Consider the following 14,889-nt stretch of genomic DNA (forward strand, 5'->3'; position numbering starts at 1 on the left):
GCGGACGTGGGTATGACTCAGTTCTACGATGCGCGGGGCAATATTTATGGGGTGGTCAGCCCGGCTGCCTTGCGCCGCCAGGGGATAGCGGTTCCCGACACTGCCGTCGTGGCGGCGCATCACCGCCAGGCCTGGGCGCTGGCGGCGGTCGCGGCCGAATGCGGCTGGGGATCAACCCCGCGCCCGCCGCAGGCCAAGGCCCACCGCTGCGATGGCCTGTTGGTGGGGCCGTTCCAGGCTGCGCCGCCGTTTGACCTATTGATCGTCAACACCGACGGCACCCTGGCCGAGCGCAGCGGCAACGGGCTGACCATCTTTGCCCAGGCCCTGACGGACCAAGGCATGATGACCGAGGCCAGCGAGTTACGTGTGCATCACGACCAACCGGCTGGCGCCTCGCCGTTGAGCACCTGGGTGGAACCGGCGGTGTATGCCCAGGTGAGCGGGTTCTGGCTCGCATTGGGCCAGCCTGCGTTCGGGCCGTCGGCCGTGGGGGCGACGGGCGTCGGCGCTGCTGAACCCAGCCACGTGAGCGCACTGGCGGCGATCAACCCGCAGTGGGCGCACAGTCAGTTTGTGCGGGTGGGCAACCCCCATTGCGTGACGCTGGTCGAACACCTTTCGGCGTTGCCCGACAACGCACAGATGCAGCAGCCCGGGTTGTTCGAAGCGCTGCAGGCAATTGCCTTTGCGCCGCCGGTTGGCCGCGGCCAGCCCTGTGCGGCCGGAGTCAATTTGCAATGGGCTGCGCGGGACTGCGCCAACCGTGTGTTCGCGCGGGTGTTTGAACGTGGAGAGGGCCCTACGGCGTCGTCCGGCACCAGCGCCAGCGCAGTGGCCTGCGCGGCGTGGCGGGCGGGTTGGGTCGCGGCGGGGGAGGTCGCGGTGGTGATGCCGGGCGGTACGGCGCCGGTGCGCTTGCAGGTGCAGGCCGAGACGCTGCGCAGTGTCAGCCTGTTCGGCACCGCCCGGCGGCAAATCAGCTGAGCAAAAACTCCACCTGCGCCGGCTGACGTTTCATCAACACCTTGCCGTGGCGGATTGAATACAGCGGCAGTCCCTGGCTGCGAATCACTTCATAGTCGCTGTCCGCCGAGAGCACCAGCAGGTTGGCCGGGCGACCCGGCTCCAGACCGTAGCGGTCGCCCAGGGCCATGGCCTTGGCGCTGTTATCGGTCACCAGGTCGAGGGCGCTTTGCAGGTTGCTGTAGCCGAGCATGTGGCAGATATGCAACCCGGCCTCCAGCACGCGCAGGATGTTGCCGTTGCCCAGCGGATACCAGGGGTCGACGATGGAGTCCTGGCCGAAACACACGTTCATGCCGGCTTCGAGCAACTCGTTGACGCGGGTGACGCCCCGGCGTTTGGGGAAACTGTCGAAGCGGCCTTGCAAGTGGATGCTCTCGGTCGGACAGGAGACGAAGTTGATCCCGGAGTGCCCCAGCAAGCGAAACAGCTTGGCGCAGTAGGCGTTGTCGTAGGAGCCCATGGCGGTGGTGTGGCTGGCCGTGACGCGAGCGCCCATGCCACGGCTGCGGGCCTCTTCGGCGAGCACTTCGAGAAAACGCGAGTGCGGGTCGTCGGTTTCGTCGCAATGCACGTCCACCAGGCAACCGCTGCGCTCGGCCAGGTCCATCAGGAATTTGACCGAGCTCACGCCCTGGTCGCGGGTGTATTCAAAGTGCGGGATGCCGCCAACCACATCGGCGCCCAGGCGGATGGCTTCTTCCATCAGTTCGCGGCCGTTGCGGTAGGACTCGATGCCTTCCTGGGGAAACGCGACGATTTGCAGGTCGATCAGGTGCGCACTTTGCGCGCGTACTTCGAGCATGGCCTTAAGCGCGGTGAGGTCCGGGTCGGTGACGTCGACGTGGGTACGCACATGCTGGATGCCGTGGGCGGCGAGGGCCTGGATGGTTTGCTTGGCGCGGGTCTTGGTGTCTTCAAAGGTGATGCTGGCTTTGCGCTCGCCCCAGCACTCGATGCCCTCGAACAGCGTGCCGCTCATGTTCCAGCGCGGTTCGCCGGCGGTGAGGGTGGCGTCGAGGTGGATGTGCGGCTCGACGAAGGGCGGGATCACCAGGTTGCCGGCGGCATCCAGGTCGTCGGCCTGCAACGGCGGTGGCGTGGTCTGTGGGGTGATGCTGGCAATCCGGCCCTGTTCCAGGTGCAGATCATGCAGGCCTTCACGGTTGCGCAGGCGGGCGTTGATGATGTGCATGGGCAAGTTCCTTTTGAGCGGCGGGAAGCCATGACTGTAAGGGAGCCAGGCATAAAAAAACCACCGCTGGGGTGGTTTTTCGTACGGGCGGTTTATTCGCCGCGATAGATGCAACCGCTGGTGCACGTCTCATGGATGCGAATTGCACTGAGTTCCGGCAGCAGGGGTTTGAGCTCGTTCCAGATCCACTTGGCCAGCACTTCGCTGGTCGGGTTTTCCAGGCCGGGGATGTCGTTGAGGTAGTTGTGGTCGAGGCGTTCGTAGAGCGGCTTGAAAATCGCCTTGATCTCCGAGAAGTCGCGAATCCAGCCGGTATGGGGGTCCAGGTCGCCGCTCAGGTGGATCGCCACCTTGAACGAATGCCCGTGCAGGCGCCCGCATTTGTGGCCGTCCGGTACGTGCGGCAGGCGGTGGGCGGATTCGAAGGTAAACTCTTTGAAGATTTCCACAGTATTTTCAGCTCGGTCAGGTATCTGGCAGGCGGCGAGTTTAACAGCTTGACCCACCGCCGCGCATACCGCTGGGTCAAAGGGCCTGCAGGTGCTCGCCCAATTGGTCGTTATCGGCCAGCGTCAGAAATTCATCCCCCAACCGCCGGCTCTCGCTCATCGCGGTTTGCCAGTATTTGTTGCGGCTCGCGTCATCGCCCATGAAGCGCTTGAAGTCGCTGCGGTCCGGCAGCTTGCCGTGGGGCAGGCGGGCCAGGTAGTCCCTGGACGGGGCGAGCAGCAACACGTCCTGCAAGCCGGCTGGGTTGCTGCGCCGCCATGGCAGGCCTTTGTCGAACCAGCCGGGGATGACCCGGTCGGTGAAGTGCGGGTACAGCACGATGTCGTCGCCGTGGTAGGGCAGGTCGAGGTGGTAGTCCAGCAGGCCGCCGTCGCGGTAGGTGCCGGCGCCGGCACCGGGCAGGTCGCGCACGCCTTGCATGACCATGGGGATCGAGCCGGAGGCAAGCAGGGCCTGGCGCAGGTTGCCGAGTTCCAGGGCCAGGAAGCGCGACGGGAAATCCTGCAGCGGATGCACGGGGGGCGCCTGGCGCGGGTCATGGATGATCAACCGCTCGAAATGCCGCGACAACCGCGCACGGCCGCGCAGGTTATCGGCGATCACCGACGACAGGCCCAGCCCGAGGCGCCCGCGGTGGTCATCGGCGAGCAGGCCGTGGCTCTTGACCACCATGATGTTCAGGCGGTAGTCCGGGTTGTCCAGCACCCGTGCATCGCGCCCGGCCAGCAGGTCGTCGAGCATGCGCTGGCAGCTCTGGCTGACTTCGGCCATGGTCACGCCCTTGGCGAAACGCTGCTCGTTGTACAAGCGGCCGAGGTCGAGCAGGCCTTGCACCGGGTCGGGCAGGCAGGCGCTGGCAAACCGCCAGGAGCCGATCGACGCGCCGATCAGCGCTCGTTCGCGGGGCGCCCGCGCCAGCCAATCGCCAAACAGCGCCAGGTCCAGGCCCTGGATACCCAGCGCCTTGGGCCCACCGGCTGCGCCAGGCAGGATGCCGACGTCAGCCGGCTTGAGGCCTTGTTCACGAATACGCGTAAAGGCCCGCTTACCGGCCTTGAGGGTCAGGGCGGGAAACTTGATGTGGATGGCTGTCATACCGGTCTCTGTTGAAGCGAGCGGGGCAGTATAGGAAATCTCGCACGATGATGGGTAAAGAGGCTTGTCGGCAATTGCCATGGTGGCAATTCAGTTTCAGTTAAGTTGCTGCAGGTAGGGTGGCCGGCGTAGGAAAACACCTTGAAACGGAGACTCCCTATGAAGCGCCTTACAGTGCTGGTCGCCGCTATCACCGCCGTCGTGGCGGCACAGGCGGGTGCAGTGGACCCCGACAAACCGCTGAAATTGCCCGGCACTGTTACTATTGTCGCCTTCGACCAGTTGGAGGCCACGGCCTTGGCGCTGCATCCCGGTTCAACCGTGCTCGACACCGACCTGGACGAGGAATACGGCAGGTACCTCTACCAGGTCGAGCTGCAAGACCCCAACGGCATTGAATGGGACGTTGAATTGGACGCGCTGACCGGGCATGTCCTCAAGAATCATCAGGAAACGTAATGAAGGTATATCGACGCGCCGGCAGTGCAGTTGCGCTGGCCCTGCTGGTTTTTTGCTCAAGCCTGACGGCCCGCGACCTGGATCAGGACGAAGCCTTGGCACTGCGCCAGCAAGGGGTGATCCTGCCGCTGGAGCAGTTGCTGCAACAAGCCATGGCGCGTCACCCCGGCTCGCGTTTGCTGGAGGCCGAGCTTGAGAAAAAGCACGGCCAGTACGCCTATGAAGTGGAACTGGTCACCGCGGCGGGCGTGGTGCGCGAGATCAAGCTGGACGCCAGCACGGGTGTGCTGATCAAAGACGAGGAAGACTGATGCGCCTGCTTCTGGTGGAAGACAACGTCCCGCTGGCCGACGAGTTACTGGCTGGCCTGCAGCGCCAGGGGTATGCCGTCGACTGGCTGGCTGATGGCCGCGACGCAGCGTATCAAGGCCGCAGCGAGCCCTATGACCTGATTATCCTCGACCTCGGTCTGCCTGGCCTGCCGGGGCTCGAGGTGCTGGCACAATGGCGTGCAGCCGCCCTGTCCATCCCGGTGCTGATCCTTACCGCCCGCGATTCCTGGGCCGAGCGCATCGAAGGGCTCAAGGCCGGTGCCGACGACTACCTGAGTAAACCCTTTCACCCGGAAGAACTGTACTTGCGCATCCAGGCGCTGTTGCGCCGCGCCCACGGCCACGCCAACCAACCCACCTTGCAAGCCGCCGGCCTGCACCTGGACGAAGGGCGCCAGTGCGTGCTGCGCGATGGCGCGGAGATTCAACTGACCGCCGCCGAATTCCGCCTGCTGCGCTACTTCATGTTGCACCCCGAACAGATCCTGTCGAAAAGCCACCTGGCCGAGCATCTCTATGACGGCGAAACCGAGCGCGACTCGAACGTGCTCGAAGTCCACGTCAACCACCTGCGCCGCAAGTTGGGCCGCAGCGTGATCGAAACCCGGCGCGGCCAGGGTTACCGCTTTGGCGCCACCCCTGCATGAGGTCGATCCAGCGGCGCCTGAGCCTGGGGTTGGTCAGTGTGATGGTGATCGTCGGCATCGCGTTGGCGCAAACCAGTCTGTGGCTGTTCGAAGCGGGTCTGCAGCGCTACCTGGAATCGGGGCTGCGTAATGACAGTGAAAGCCTGCTGGTCGCGCTGGTACGTGGCCCGGACGGTTTGGAGTTGCATGAGAAGCGCGTGTCGCCGGCCTATCAGCGGCCGTTTTCCGGGCACTATTTCCGCATTGATTTTGCCGACAAACACTGGCGCTCGCGCTCTTTGTGGGACCAGGACCTGCCGCACCTGCCCGAGGCCGGGCTCAAGGGCAACCTGCAACTGGGACCGGAAGGCCAGCAACTGCTGGTGTTGCGTGAGGACTACAAGCGCTTCGGCCAGTCGATTTCCATCAGCGTGGCTCAGGACTACACGCCGGTGCGCGAAAGCTTTCGCCTGATGCGTCAGATCGGTCTGGTACTGGGCCTGGCCGCCTTGCTGTTGGTGCTGATCCTGCAACGGGTCACGGTGCGTCGCGCCTTGCGCCCGCTGGAAACCGCGCGCAACCAGATCGCCCAGTTGCAACAGGGCCAGCGCTCGCAGCTCGACACCCAGGTGCCACAGGAGCTGGAGCCGCTGGTGGCGCAGATCAACCACTTGCTGGCGCACACCGAGGACAGTCTCAAACGTTCGCGCAATGCCCTGGGCAACCTTGGTCATGCCCTGAAAACCCCGCTGGCGGTGTTGCTGAGTGCGGCTTCCAGCGAGGCGCTCAAGGATCACCCTGAACTCGGCAAACTCCTGCGCGAGCAGTTGGAACAGGTGCAGCAGCGCCTCAACCGCGAACTCAATCGTGCCCGCCTGGCCGGTGAAACCCTGCCTGGCGCTTTGTTCGACTGTGATCAGGAATTGCCGAACCTGCTGGCCACCTTGACCATGATCCACGGCGACCACCTGGACCTGAGCTACCACGCAGCGCCCGGCCTGCACCTGCCGTGGGACCGTGCCGACTTGCTGGAGCTGTTGGGCAACCTGCTGGACAACGCCTGCAAATGGGCAGATGCCGATGTGCGTTTGACCGTCAGCGAAACAGCGCACAGTTTCTGGCTGGCGGTGGACGATGATGGCCCCGGCATCCCCGAAATCCAGCGTGACCAGGTGTTCAGCCGTGGCGCGCGCCTGGACGAACAAATCGATGGACATGGCCTTGGGTTGGGGATCGTGCGGGATATCGTCGAGGTCTGGGGGGGGGTGTTGCAGTTGCAGGAAAGCGAGTTGGGCGGGCTCAAAGTGTTGATCGAACTGCCCAAGCGCTGACGCGGTTAAAAATGGGGGAGCTGGCAAGCCAGCTCCCGCAGTGGTGTTGCTCCAGTCTTCAGACCCGGAACTGATCCATCAAGCCCTGCTGCTGATTCGCCAGGCTGTTCAATGCCTGGCTGACCCGCGCCGATTCGTTGGCCTGTTCCGACAGCGACTCGGTCACATCGCGAATCGTCGCGACGTTGTTGTTGATCTCTTCAGCCACCGCGCTTTGCTCTTCGGCGGCGCTGGCGATTTGCAGGTTCATGTCGCTGATCACCGTGACCGCCTCGCCGATCTGGCGCAGGGCGGTGACGGCCTGGCCGACCTGTTCGACGCTGCCCTGGGCCTGGCGATAGCTGTTGCCCATGGACCCCACCACTTCCTCGGTGCCGCTTTGCAGGTGTTCGATCACCAGGCGGGTTTCTTCCACCGATTCCTGGGTACGGCGTGCCAGGTTGCGCACTTCGTCGGCCACCACCGCAAAACCACGGCCGGCCTCACCGGCGCGGGCGGCTTCAATCGCGGCGTTGAGTGCGAGCAGGTTGGTCTGCTCGGCAATACCGCGAATCACTTCGAGCACCGAACCGATTTTCTCGCTGTTGGCGGCCAAGCCTTCGACCTGGGCCATGGCGGTGCTCATGTCGGCCGCCAGGTTGCCAATGTTGGTGGTGGTGCGGTCGATCACGGTCAGGCCGTCACGGGTGGCCTGGTCGGCGTCGCGTGCCGCCTGCGCCGCTTGGGCCGCGCTGCGGGCGACGTCCTGGGCGGTGGCGCTCATTTCGTGGGAAGCGGTGGCCACTTGGTCGACCTGGCGATACTGCTGCTCCATGCCGGCGCTGGTTTGCGTTGCAATCGCGGCGGATTGGTCAGCGGTGCCACGGGCGTCCTGCACCGAGCGTTTCACTTCGGCAATGATCGGTTGCAGTTTGTCGAGGAAACGGTTGAACCAGCCAGCCAGTTGGCCGAGTTCGTCCTGTTTGTCGTAGGCCAGGCGACGGGTCAGGTCGCCTTCGCCGCTGGCGATGTCTTCAAGCATGTGCGCCACGCCGAGGATCGGCCGGGTCACGCTGCGGGCCATCAGCCACACCAGGATCAGGCCGACGACCGCTGCCAACAAGCCCAGGCCCAGCTCCAGCAAGGTGCCCCTGGCATTGTCGGCATCCAGCTGCGTTTTCAACGCTTCGGCGGGAGCGACCAGGACTTTTTCCGGCACATCCAGCAACACCCCCCACGATTTGCCATCGGGGATCGGCGCGAAGGGTGCCAGCACCTTGAGTTGGTGGTCGGTGCGCAGGCTGCGGATCTGCGTGCCGCTGGCCAAGAAACCGATCAGTTGCGCGCCGCTGGCGTTATCGACCTGATCCAGGCGCTGGCTGAGCTTGCTCGCATCCGGGCTGTAGCCGGCGAGCAGGCCGGTGGCGCTGAGGATGCTGACCTGGGTCTGGCCGTCATACAGCTTGCGGCTGGCCTGCTGGCTCACGGCCTGCAGGCTGTTGAGGTTGATGTCCACCGACAGTGAGGCGACGACTTTACCGTTGACCATCAGCGGGAACACGATGCTGGTCATCAGCACGTTTTGTCCGTTGATCACATAGAAGTAGGGCTCGATCACACACGGCTTGAGGGTGGTGCGCGGGCAGGTGAACCAGGCGTTGGCTTTTTCACCGCTGGGGCCGATGCTGGTGTCGGCCATATCGCTTTCCGGCAGGGCCATCGACTCCAGTTTGCCGGGGGTTGGCTGCGACCAGTACAAGGCGAAGCGGCCCTTGTCGTTACTGCCCAGCTCGGCCTGGTTGGCGAACAGCTCGTCCTTGCCATCCAGCGCGTTGGCTTCGAACACCAGGGACAGGCCGAGCAGGTCCGGGTTGGCCTGCAATGCGGCCTTGACCTGGCGGGTCAGGTCTTCGCGGGTGTCGAAGGCGTCGAGGAAGCGCTTTTCTGCCTGTTCACGCAAGAACAGCACCTGGCGCGAAAAGCCGTGGCCGTATTGATAGGCGTCCATGAACTGGCGACGGATGCCCAGTGCCTGCCCTTCACCCTGGGCCTCGATGCGCGCCTGGGCCGCTTCGTCGAGCATCTGCATGCTGGACGCCTTGACCTGCTGCGAACTCTGCTCCATGCGATACAGCGACAGACCCACCAGCAGGGTCACGATTCCCAGCAGGCAAAGGCCGGCGAGCAGGGTGATTTTCCATTGAATGGACAGCTGTCTGAGGGACATCGAGGAGCATCCTTAACCTTAAAACACAGTGAATCAGGCTATCGGCCGATCTTTCTCGATCTTTATTATTTAAACGTTCAATTGAATTTTGCCCTGTAGTGAGCGAGCTTGCTCGCGCCGGCTGCGTAGCAGCCCCAAAAAGGTGGGAGCGCCACGCACTCCAGCGCGAGCAAACTCGCTCGCTACAAAGCTGGTTTTTTGACATGCAGCCCCACCTGCGGCAAAGTGCGCGCCCTCTAATAAGACCTCCTTCAAGCCTGCACGCTGGCAGCCACCCTTGGCCTGTCTTGGCGCGGGCATGCCTGTTTTTTATGTTTCTGCTTGAGGTATCCATGATTAACGCAGTCATTGCCGCGGTCGGCACCATGCTGGTGCTCAGCCTGTCCCGCGTGCATGTGGTCATCGCCATCATCGTCGGCGCGCTGGTCGGTGGTCTCACCGGCGGGTTGGGCATCGACGCCACGCTCAAGGCCTTCAATGGCGGGTTGGGCGGCGGCGCCACCGTGGCGTTGTCCTACGCCTTGCTCGGCGCGTTCGCCGTGGCCATTGCCAAATCCGGGTTGGCCCACGCCTTGGCCGACAAGGCGCTGATGCTGGTGGACCGCCAGGAAGCCAGCGGCGGCAGCCACGTCAAATGGCTGCTGATCGGCCTGCTGTGGGTGGTGGCAATTGCTTCGCAGAACATCCTGCCGATTCACATCGCGTTTATCCCGTTGCTGGTGCCGCCGCTGCTGTACGTGCTGACCAAGCTGCAACTGGACCGCCGCCTGATCGCCTGTGTGATGACGTTCGGCCTGATCACGCCGTACATGTTTCTGCCGGTGGGTTTTGGCAACATCTTCCTCAACCAGATCCTGCTGGCCAACGTGGCCAAGAGCGGCGTGGACATCAGCCAGGTCAACGTCACCCACGCCATGGGCCTGCCTGCACTGGGCATGGTTGTAGGCCTGCTGGTGGCGGTGTTTGTCAGTTATCGCAAAAAGCGCGTGTACGACCTGGAGAAAATCGAACGGGTCGAACAAGTGGCGGTGCAGTACAACCCGCTGACCCTGCTGGTGGCCGGCCTGGCGATCGCCTCGGCGTTCATCATCCAGCTGTGGCTGGACTCGATGATCATCGGCGCGCTGGCGGGTTTCCTGATCTTTTCGGTGTCGGGCATCGTGCGCTGGAGCGACACCGACGACCTGTTCACCGAAGGCATGAAGATGATGGCGATGATCGGCTTCATCATGATCGCCGCCTCGGGCTTTGCCGAAGTGCTCAAGGCCACCGGCGATGTGCGCTCGTTGGTGCAAGCCTCGGCGGCGTTCATCGGCCATAGTCGTGGCGTGGGTGCGTTGTTGATGCTGTTGGTGGGGTTGTTGGTGACCATGGGCATCGGTTCGTCGTTCTCCACGGTGCCGATCCTGGCGGCGATTTTTGTGCCGTTGTGTGTGCAGTTGGGCTTCAGCCCGATGGCCATCGTCTGCATCGTCGGCACCGCTGGCGCGCTGGGCGATGCCGGTTCGCCCGCGTCGGACTCAACTCTGGGCCCGACCTCCGGCCTGAACATCGACGGCCAACACCACCACATCTGGGACACGGTGGTGCCGACCTTCCTGCACTACAACATTCCGCTGCTGGCCTTCGGCTGGTTGGCCGCAATGACCCTCTGACACCGCTGATTGTAGTGAGCGAGCTTGCTCGCGCCGGGCTGCGAAGCCGCCCCAACCAGTCCGCCTCGGTGTTTCAGGAGGACCGCGGTGGCTGGATTTAGGGCGGCTTCGCCCCCCCGGCGCGGGCAAGCCCGCTCACTACAGTTATTTCCTGCGCAGCCGTTAACCTCTCAAGTCGCCCCTAATAAGAGAGAAAAACCATGCGTCTGAGCCTGAAGGCCAAAGTCTTGTCCCTGGCTGTCGTGCCGGTGTTGCTGTTTGCCGTGGTCATCAGCCTGACCACCGTGTGGATTCTCCAGGGCCAGGCGCGCAACGAGGTGGATGAAACCCGCCAGCGCCTGCTCAACGACGCCAAGGCCACCCTGCAAAGCTATGTCGAAGTGGCCATGACCACCATCAAGCCGCTCTACGACGCAGCCGCCCCCGGTGATACCGGCGCACGCGCCGAGGTGGTCAAGCTGTTGTCCAACACCAGCTATGGCAAGGACGGCTACTTCTTCGGCTACGACTCCGAGACCATCCGCCTGTTCAAGGGCAACAGCCCCGACGGCGTGGGCAAGAGCTTCAAGGACAACCGCGACCCCAACGGCGTGTACGTCAACCGTGACCTGGTCAAGGTCGGCAAGGACGGCACCCATTACCTGCAATACAGCTCGACCCAGCCGGGGCAAACCGAACTGGTGCCCAAAATGGGCTACACCGAATACCTGCCCAAATGGGACATGGTCATCGGTACATCGGTGAACCTGGACGGCATCGAAGCCCAGGTGGCGGTGGTCGAAGCCAAGGTGAAGACGCGCATGGAAGGCGTGTTGTTGAGCATCCTCGGCGTGGCGGTGGTGGTGCTGCTGGTCATTGCCGCCGTGGGCCTGGTGGTGGCCAATACCATCCTGCGGCCGTTGCACCTGATGAAAGCCAACCTCGATGACATCGCCGCCGGCGAAGGCGATTTGACCCGCCGCCTGGCCATCACCAGCCAGGACGAATTGGGCGATCTGGCCGGGGCGTTCAACCGTTTTGTCGACAAGATCCATGGCCTGGTGCGCCAGATCACTGAAATGACGGCGCAGCTCACCGGGCTGGTCAGCCAGGTTTCCGACCAGGCCCAGCGTTCCGAGCAGGCCATGGAGCGCCAACGCCACGAAACCGATCAGGTGGCGACGGCGATCAATCAGATGTCGTCGGCCGCCCATGAAGTGGCGCGCAGTGCCCAGGGCGCTGCCGTCGCCGCGCAACAGACTGACGCCGAAGGCCAGGCTGCCAAGCGCGTGGTGGACGGCAGCATCGCGCAGATCCACGCGCTGGTCAGCGATATTCGCAGCAGTGGCGTGTCCCTCGACAGCCTGCAACAGGACGTGTCATCGATTGTCAGCGTGCTTGGCGTGATCCGCTCTATCGCCGAACAGACCAACCTGCTGGCACTCAACGCCGCGATTGAAGCCGCACGGGCGGGGGAGGCCGGGCGTGGTTTTGCGGTGGTCGCCGACGAAGTACGCGCCCTGGCCAGCCGCACCCAGACCAGCACCCAGGAAATCCAGGGCATGATCGACCGCCTGCAAAAGGGCACGGAAGCCGCCGTGGATGCGATGCGCCGCTCCAGCGATGCCGGCGACGGCACCTCGGCACAGGCCAACCAGGCCGGCGCGTCCCTGGACACCATGGCGCAGTTGATCGGTACCATCAATTCGATGAACGCGCAGATCGCCAGCGCCGCTGAAGAACAGACGGCCGTAGCCGAAGAGATCAACCGCAGCGTGCATCAGATCGCCGTGGCGGTGGACAGCGTTGCCGACGAGACCCAACTGGGCGCCCAGACCTCGCGCAGCCTGGCGGACCTGGGCCAGCGCTTGGGGCAGTTGGTCGGGCAGTTCCGGATCTGAGCCCGACAAGCACACAGCCTAGGCGTGTTCAGACATCGCGCATCAACAGACCAAAACGCAGATCCATCTGCGCCGGGACCGGCACATACACCGTGTGCCCGTCCCCCGGCGCCACCTCGACGGCTTCGCCTTTGGCGTTGTGCATCATCTCCAGGTCGAAGTGGAAATTGCCCGCAGGCGTCATCAATTCCAAATGATTGCCTACGGCAAAACGGTTCTTTACCTTCACCTCGGCCAGTTCGCCCCGACGCTCGCCGGTGAATTCCCCGACAAACTGCTGGCGCTCCGAAACTGAACTGCCGTTCTGGTAATTCTGGTATTCGTCGTGCACATGCCGACGCAGGAAGCCTTCGGTGTAGCCGCGCTGCGCCAGGGACTCCAGGTCGGTCATCAGGTTGCGGTCAAATTCACGCCCGGCCACCGCGTCGTCTATCGCCCGGCGGTACACCTGGGTGGTGCGTGCGCAGTAGAAGTGGGACTTGGTGCGGCCTTCGATTTTCAGCGAGTGCACGCCCATGTGGGTCAGGCGCTCCACGTGCTGCACAGCGCGCAGGTCCTTGGCGTTCATGATGTAGGTGCCGTGTTCGTCTTCAAAGGCGGGCATCTGCTCGTCGGGACGGTTGGCTTCCTGGAGCAGGAACACCTGGTCGGTCGGTGCGCCGATCCCCAGGGTCGGCTGGAATTGCTGGACGATGTCCCCCGTGGCGTTTTCCACCGCCGGCGTGGCCTGGTATTTCCAGCGGCAGGCATTGGTGCAGGTGCCTTGGTTGGCGTCGCGCTTGTTCATATAGCCTGAGAGCAGGCAGCGCCCGGAATAGGCCATGCACAACGCCCCGTGCACAAACACTTCCAGTTCCATGGCTGGCACCTGTTGGCGGATTTCGCCGATCTCTTCCAGGGACAATTCCCGCGACAGGATCACCCGGCAGATCCCTTGTTGTTGCCAGAACTCCACGCTGGCCCAGTTCACCGTATTGGCCTGCACCGACAGGTGGATCGGCATTTGTGGGAAATGTCGGCGTACCAGCATGATCAGCCCGGGATCGGACATGATCAGCGCGTCCGGGCCCATGGCGATCACGGGGGCCAAGTCCTTGAGGAAGGTCTTGAGCTTGGCGTTGTGCGGCGCGATGTTGACCACCACGTAGAAGCGCTTGCCCAGCGCATGGGCTTCGTCGATGCCGAGGGCCAGGTTGGCATGGTCGAACTCGTTGTTGCGCACCCGCAGGCTGTAGCGCGGCTGGCCGGCGTAGACCGCATCGGCCCCGTAGGCGAAGGCGTAGCGCATGTTCTTCAGGGTGCCGGCAGGGGCGAGCAATTCGGGGGCGATAACAGGGGGCATGGTGAGCACTTGAGTCAAAAAAGTGCGGCAGGGTAGAGCAAGTCGGTCTGTGGTTTATTGATCTGGGTCTAGCCTTGCAACAAAGAGGGCACTCGTGGCACTGGGCGTGGACTAAGCAGCAGGGGCCTACACAGGTCCTCTGTTTTTCTGACATGGACCGGACATGAATCAAACCAACCTGCAATTCAAGACCTTGCTGCTACTGCTGGGCCTGGTGACCATCGCGTTTATCTGGATCTTGCTGCCGTTCTACGGCGCGGTGTTCTGGGCAGTGATCCTCGGCATCATCTTTGCGCCGATGCAGCGCCGCCTGCAGCAGCGCTTTGGCTGGAACCGCAATCTGACGTCCCTGAGTACCTTGACGGTGTGCCTGGTGATCGCGATCTTGCCGGTGATCATCACCAGTGCCTTGCTGGTGCAAGAGGGGGCGACGCTCTATAAAAATATCGAAAGCGGCAAGCTGGACGTGGCCGGGTATATCGAGCAGTTCAAGAACTTCCTGCCGCCGTACTTCCAGCACCTGCTGGACCGCTTCGGCATGGGCAACCTGGAAGGGCTGCGCGAGAAGATCGTCAAGAGCGCGATGCAGGGCAGTCAGTTTTTTGCGACCCAGGCGTTCAGCTTTGGCCAGGGCACGTTTGATTTCCTGGTGAGCTTTTTCATCATGCTGTATCTGTTGTTTTTCCTGTTGCGCGACGGCCCTGATCTGGTGCGCAAAGTGCGCACGGCGGTGCCGTTGGCCGAGCCGCAGAAGCGTCGGTTGCAGCTCAAGTTCAATCGGGTGGTGCGTGCCACGGTCAAGGGCAACGTGTTGGTGGCCGTGACCCAAGGTGCGCTGGGCGGGTTGATCTTCTGGTTCCTGGACATTCCCAGCGCTTTGCTGTGGGCGGTGTTGATGGCGTTTCTGTCGCTGTTGCCAGCGGTGGGCGCGGGGATAGTGTGGGGGCCGGTGGCCGCCTACTTCCTGTTGAGCGGTTCGATCTGGCAGGGCGTGGTGCTGGGGTTGTTCGGTGTGTTTGTCATTGGGCTGGTGGACAACGTGCTGCGCCCGATTCTGGTGGGCAAGGACACCAAGATGCCGGACTACCTGATCCTGATCTCGACCCTCGGCGGCCTGTCGGTGTTCGGCCTGAACGGGTTCGTGATCGGGCCGCTGGTGGCGGCGTTGTTCATGTCCAGCTGGGCACTGTTCGTGGAGAGCAAGCCGCGGGTCAAGTTGCCGTTGCCATGAG

At 63.3% G+C, this 14,889-nt stretch carries 12 protein-coding genes and 3 pseudogenes; 9 read left to right on the top strand and 6 right to left on the bottom strand.

The genetic code is table 11. The features are described from left to right. The first annotated feature begins 12 nt into the window (after positions 1-12). Positions 13-987 (top strand): diaminopimelate epimerase, encoded by a 975-nt coding sequence (locus IB241_RS22080; protein ID WP_192300322.1) that lies wholly within the window; start codon positions 13-15, stop codon positions 985-987. Here IB241_RS22080 and codA read toward each other — a convergent pair. From codA to IB241_RS22095, 3 genes are all read right to left on the bottom strand, one after another. Further along, positions 980-2,221, bottom strand: coding sequence for a cytosine deaminase (gene codA / locus IB241_RS22085; protein WP_192300323.1), 1,242 nt, complete (start codon positions 2,219-2,221; stop codon positions 980-982). The two genes, IB241_RS22080 and codA, sit on opposite strands and share 8 nt — an antisense overlap. A gap of 92 nt (positions 2,222-2,313) precedes the next feature. Beyond that, entirely contained in the window at positions 2,314-2,670 is a 357-nt protein-coding gene (gene queD, locus IB241_RS22090; RefSeq protein WP_003173033.1) for a 6-carboxytetrahydropterin synthase QueD, read from the bottom strand. Positions 2,671-2,746: 76 nt separating this feature from the next. Further along, positions 2,747-3,826 carry a patatin-like phospholipase family protein gene (locus tag IB241_RS22095; RefSeq protein WP_192300324.1) on the bottom strand — a complete coding sequence of 360 codons (1,080 nt, stop codon included), beginning with the start codon at positions 3,824-3,826 and terminating at the stop codon, positions 2,747-2,749. Between the two features lie 159 nt (positions 3,827-3,985). Here IB241_RS22095 and IB241_RS22100 point away from each other — a divergent pair, with 159 nt between their 5' ends. From IB241_RS22100 to IB241_RS22115, 4 genes are read left to right on the top strand one after another with little or no spacing between them, the layout of a single operon-like run. Beyond that, positions 3,986-4,285, top strand: a complete 300-nt coding sequence (locus IB241_RS22100) for a PepSY domain-containing protein (protein WP_192300325.1) — start codon at positions 3,986-3,988, stop codon at positions 4,283-4,285. Next, complete coding sequence (locus tag IB241_RS22105) at positions 4,285-4,596, top strand: PepSY domain-containing protein (RefSeq protein WP_192300326.1); 312 nt, start codon at positions 4,285-4,287, stop codon at positions 4,594-4,596. Before IB241_RS22100 ends, IB241_RS22105 begins: the two co-directional genes overlap by 1 nt. Further along, positions 4,596-5,264 carry a response regulator transcription factor gene (locus IB241_RS22110; RefSeq protein WP_192300327.1) on the top strand — a complete coding sequence of 223 codons (669 nt, stop codon included), beginning with the start codon at positions 4,596-4,598 and terminating at the stop codon, positions 5,262-5,264. Before IB241_RS22105 ends, IB241_RS22110 begins: the two co-directional genes overlap by 1 nt. After that, complete coding sequence (locus tag IB241_RS22115; RefSeq protein ID WP_192300328.1) at positions 5,261-6,574, top strand: sensor histidine kinase; 1,314 nt, start codon at positions 5,261-5,263, stop codon at positions 6,572-6,574. Before IB241_RS22110 ends, IB241_RS22115 begins: the two co-directional genes overlap by 4 nt. Before the next feature lie 58 nt (positions 6,575-6,632). Here the strand turns inward: IB241_RS22115 and IB241_RS27990 are convergent. Both IB241_RS27990 and IB241_RS27995 read right to left on the bottom strand, forming a co-directional pair. Continuing rightward, positions 6,633-7,142: pseudogene (locus tag IB241_RS27990) on the bottom strand (methyl-accepting chemotaxis protein); the annotation flags it as partial. A gap of 348 nt (positions 7,143-7,490) precedes the next feature. Continuing rightward, positions 7,491-8,780: pseudogene (locus tag IB241_RS27995) on the bottom strand (HAMP domain-containing protein); the annotation flags it as partial. 335 nt (positions 8,781-9,115) lie between these two features. On the opposite strand from IB241_RS27995, the gene IB241_RS22125 reads away from it, so the two are divergent. The 3 genes and pseudogenes from IB241_RS22125 to IB241_RS28005 all read left to right on the top strand — a co-directional run bounded on the left by IB241_RS22125 (position 9,116) and on the right by IB241_RS28005 (position 12,315). After that, positions 9,116-10,435, top strand: coding sequence for a Na+/H+ antiporter family protein (locus IB241_RS22125; RefSeq protein WP_192300425.1), 1,320 nt, complete (start codon positions 9,116-9,118; stop codon positions 10,433-10,435). Positions 10,436-10,635: 200 nt separating this feature from the next. After that, a pseudogene (locus IB241_RS28000) lies at positions 10,636-11,457 on the top strand (cache domain-containing protein); the annotation flags it as partial. Between the two features lie 102 nt (positions 11,458-11,559). Next, a complete protein-coding gene (locus tag IB241_RS28005) occupies positions 11,560-12,315 on the top strand; it encodes a methyl-accepting chemotaxis protein (protein ID WP_412547884.1) in 756 nt (251 codons plus the stop codon). A 28-nt stretch (positions 12,316-12,343) separates the two neighbouring features. Here IB241_RS28005 and yegQ read toward each other — a convergent pair whose 3' ends face one another. Beyond that, positions 12,344-13,657, bottom strand: a complete 1,314-nt coding sequence (yegQ, locus tag IB241_RS22135) for a tRNA 5-hydroxyuridine modification protein YegQ (protein WP_192300331.1) — start codon at positions 13,655-13,657, stop codon at positions 12,344-12,346. A 163-nt stretch (positions 13,658-13,820) separates the two neighbouring features. Here yegQ and IB241_RS22140 point away from each other — a divergent pair, with 163 nt between their 5' ends. Beyond that, positions 13,821-14,888, top strand: a complete 1,068-nt coding sequence (locus IB241_RS22140) for an AI-2E family transporter (RefSeq protein ID WP_192300332.1) — start codon at positions 13,821-13,823, stop codon at positions 14,886-14,888. Position 14,889 lies beyond the last annotated feature (1 nt).

The organism is Pseudomonas sp. PDM05 (assembly GCF_014851685.1).
Lineage (GTDB): Bacteria > Pseudomonadota > Gammaproteobacteria > Pseudomonadales > Pseudomonadaceae > Aquipseudomonas.

Excerpts from the sequence above, each read along its gene's own strand:
- yegQ (WP_192300331.1), bottom strand. The coding sequence starts at position 13,657 with ATGCCCCCTGTTATCGCCCCCGAATTGCTCGCCCCTGCCGGCACCCTG.
- IB241_RS22100 (WP_192300325.1), top strand. The coding sequence starts at position 3,986 with ATGAAGCGCCTTACAGTGCTGGTCGCCGCTATCACCGCCGTCGTGGCG.
- codA (WP_192300323.1), bottom strand. The coding sequence starts at position 2,221 with ATGCACATCATCAACGCCCGCCTGCGCAACCGTGAAGGCCTGCATGAT.
- IB241_RS22110 (WP_192300327.1), top strand. The coding sequence starts at position 4,596 with ATGCGCCTGCTTCTGGTGGAAGACAACGTCCCGCTGGCCGACGAGTTA.
- IB241_RS22080 (WP_192300322.1), top strand. The coding sequence starts at position 13 with ATGACTCAGTTCTACGATGCGCGGGGCAATATTTATGGGGTGGTCAGC.
- IB241_RS22115 (WP_192300328.1), top strand. The coding sequence starts at position 5,261 with ATGAGGTCGATCCAGCGGCGCCTGAGCCTGGGGTTGGTCAGTGTGATG.
- IB241_RS22095 (WP_192300324.1), bottom strand. The coding sequence starts at position 3,826 with ATGACAGCCATCCACATCAAGTTTCCCGCCCTGACCCTCAAGGCCGGT.
- IB241_RS22140 (WP_192300332.1), top strand. The coding sequence starts at position 13,821 with ATGAATCAAACCAACCTGCAATTCAAGACCTTGCTGCTACTGCTGGGC.
- IB241_RS22105 (WP_192300326.1), top strand. The coding sequence starts at position 4,285 with ATGAAGGTATATCGACGCGCCGGCAGTGCAGTTGCGCTGGCCCTGCTG.
- IB241_RS28005 (WP_412547884.1), top strand. The coding sequence starts at position 11,560 with ATGGAGCGCCAACGCCACGAAACCGATCAGGTGGCGACGGCGATCAAT.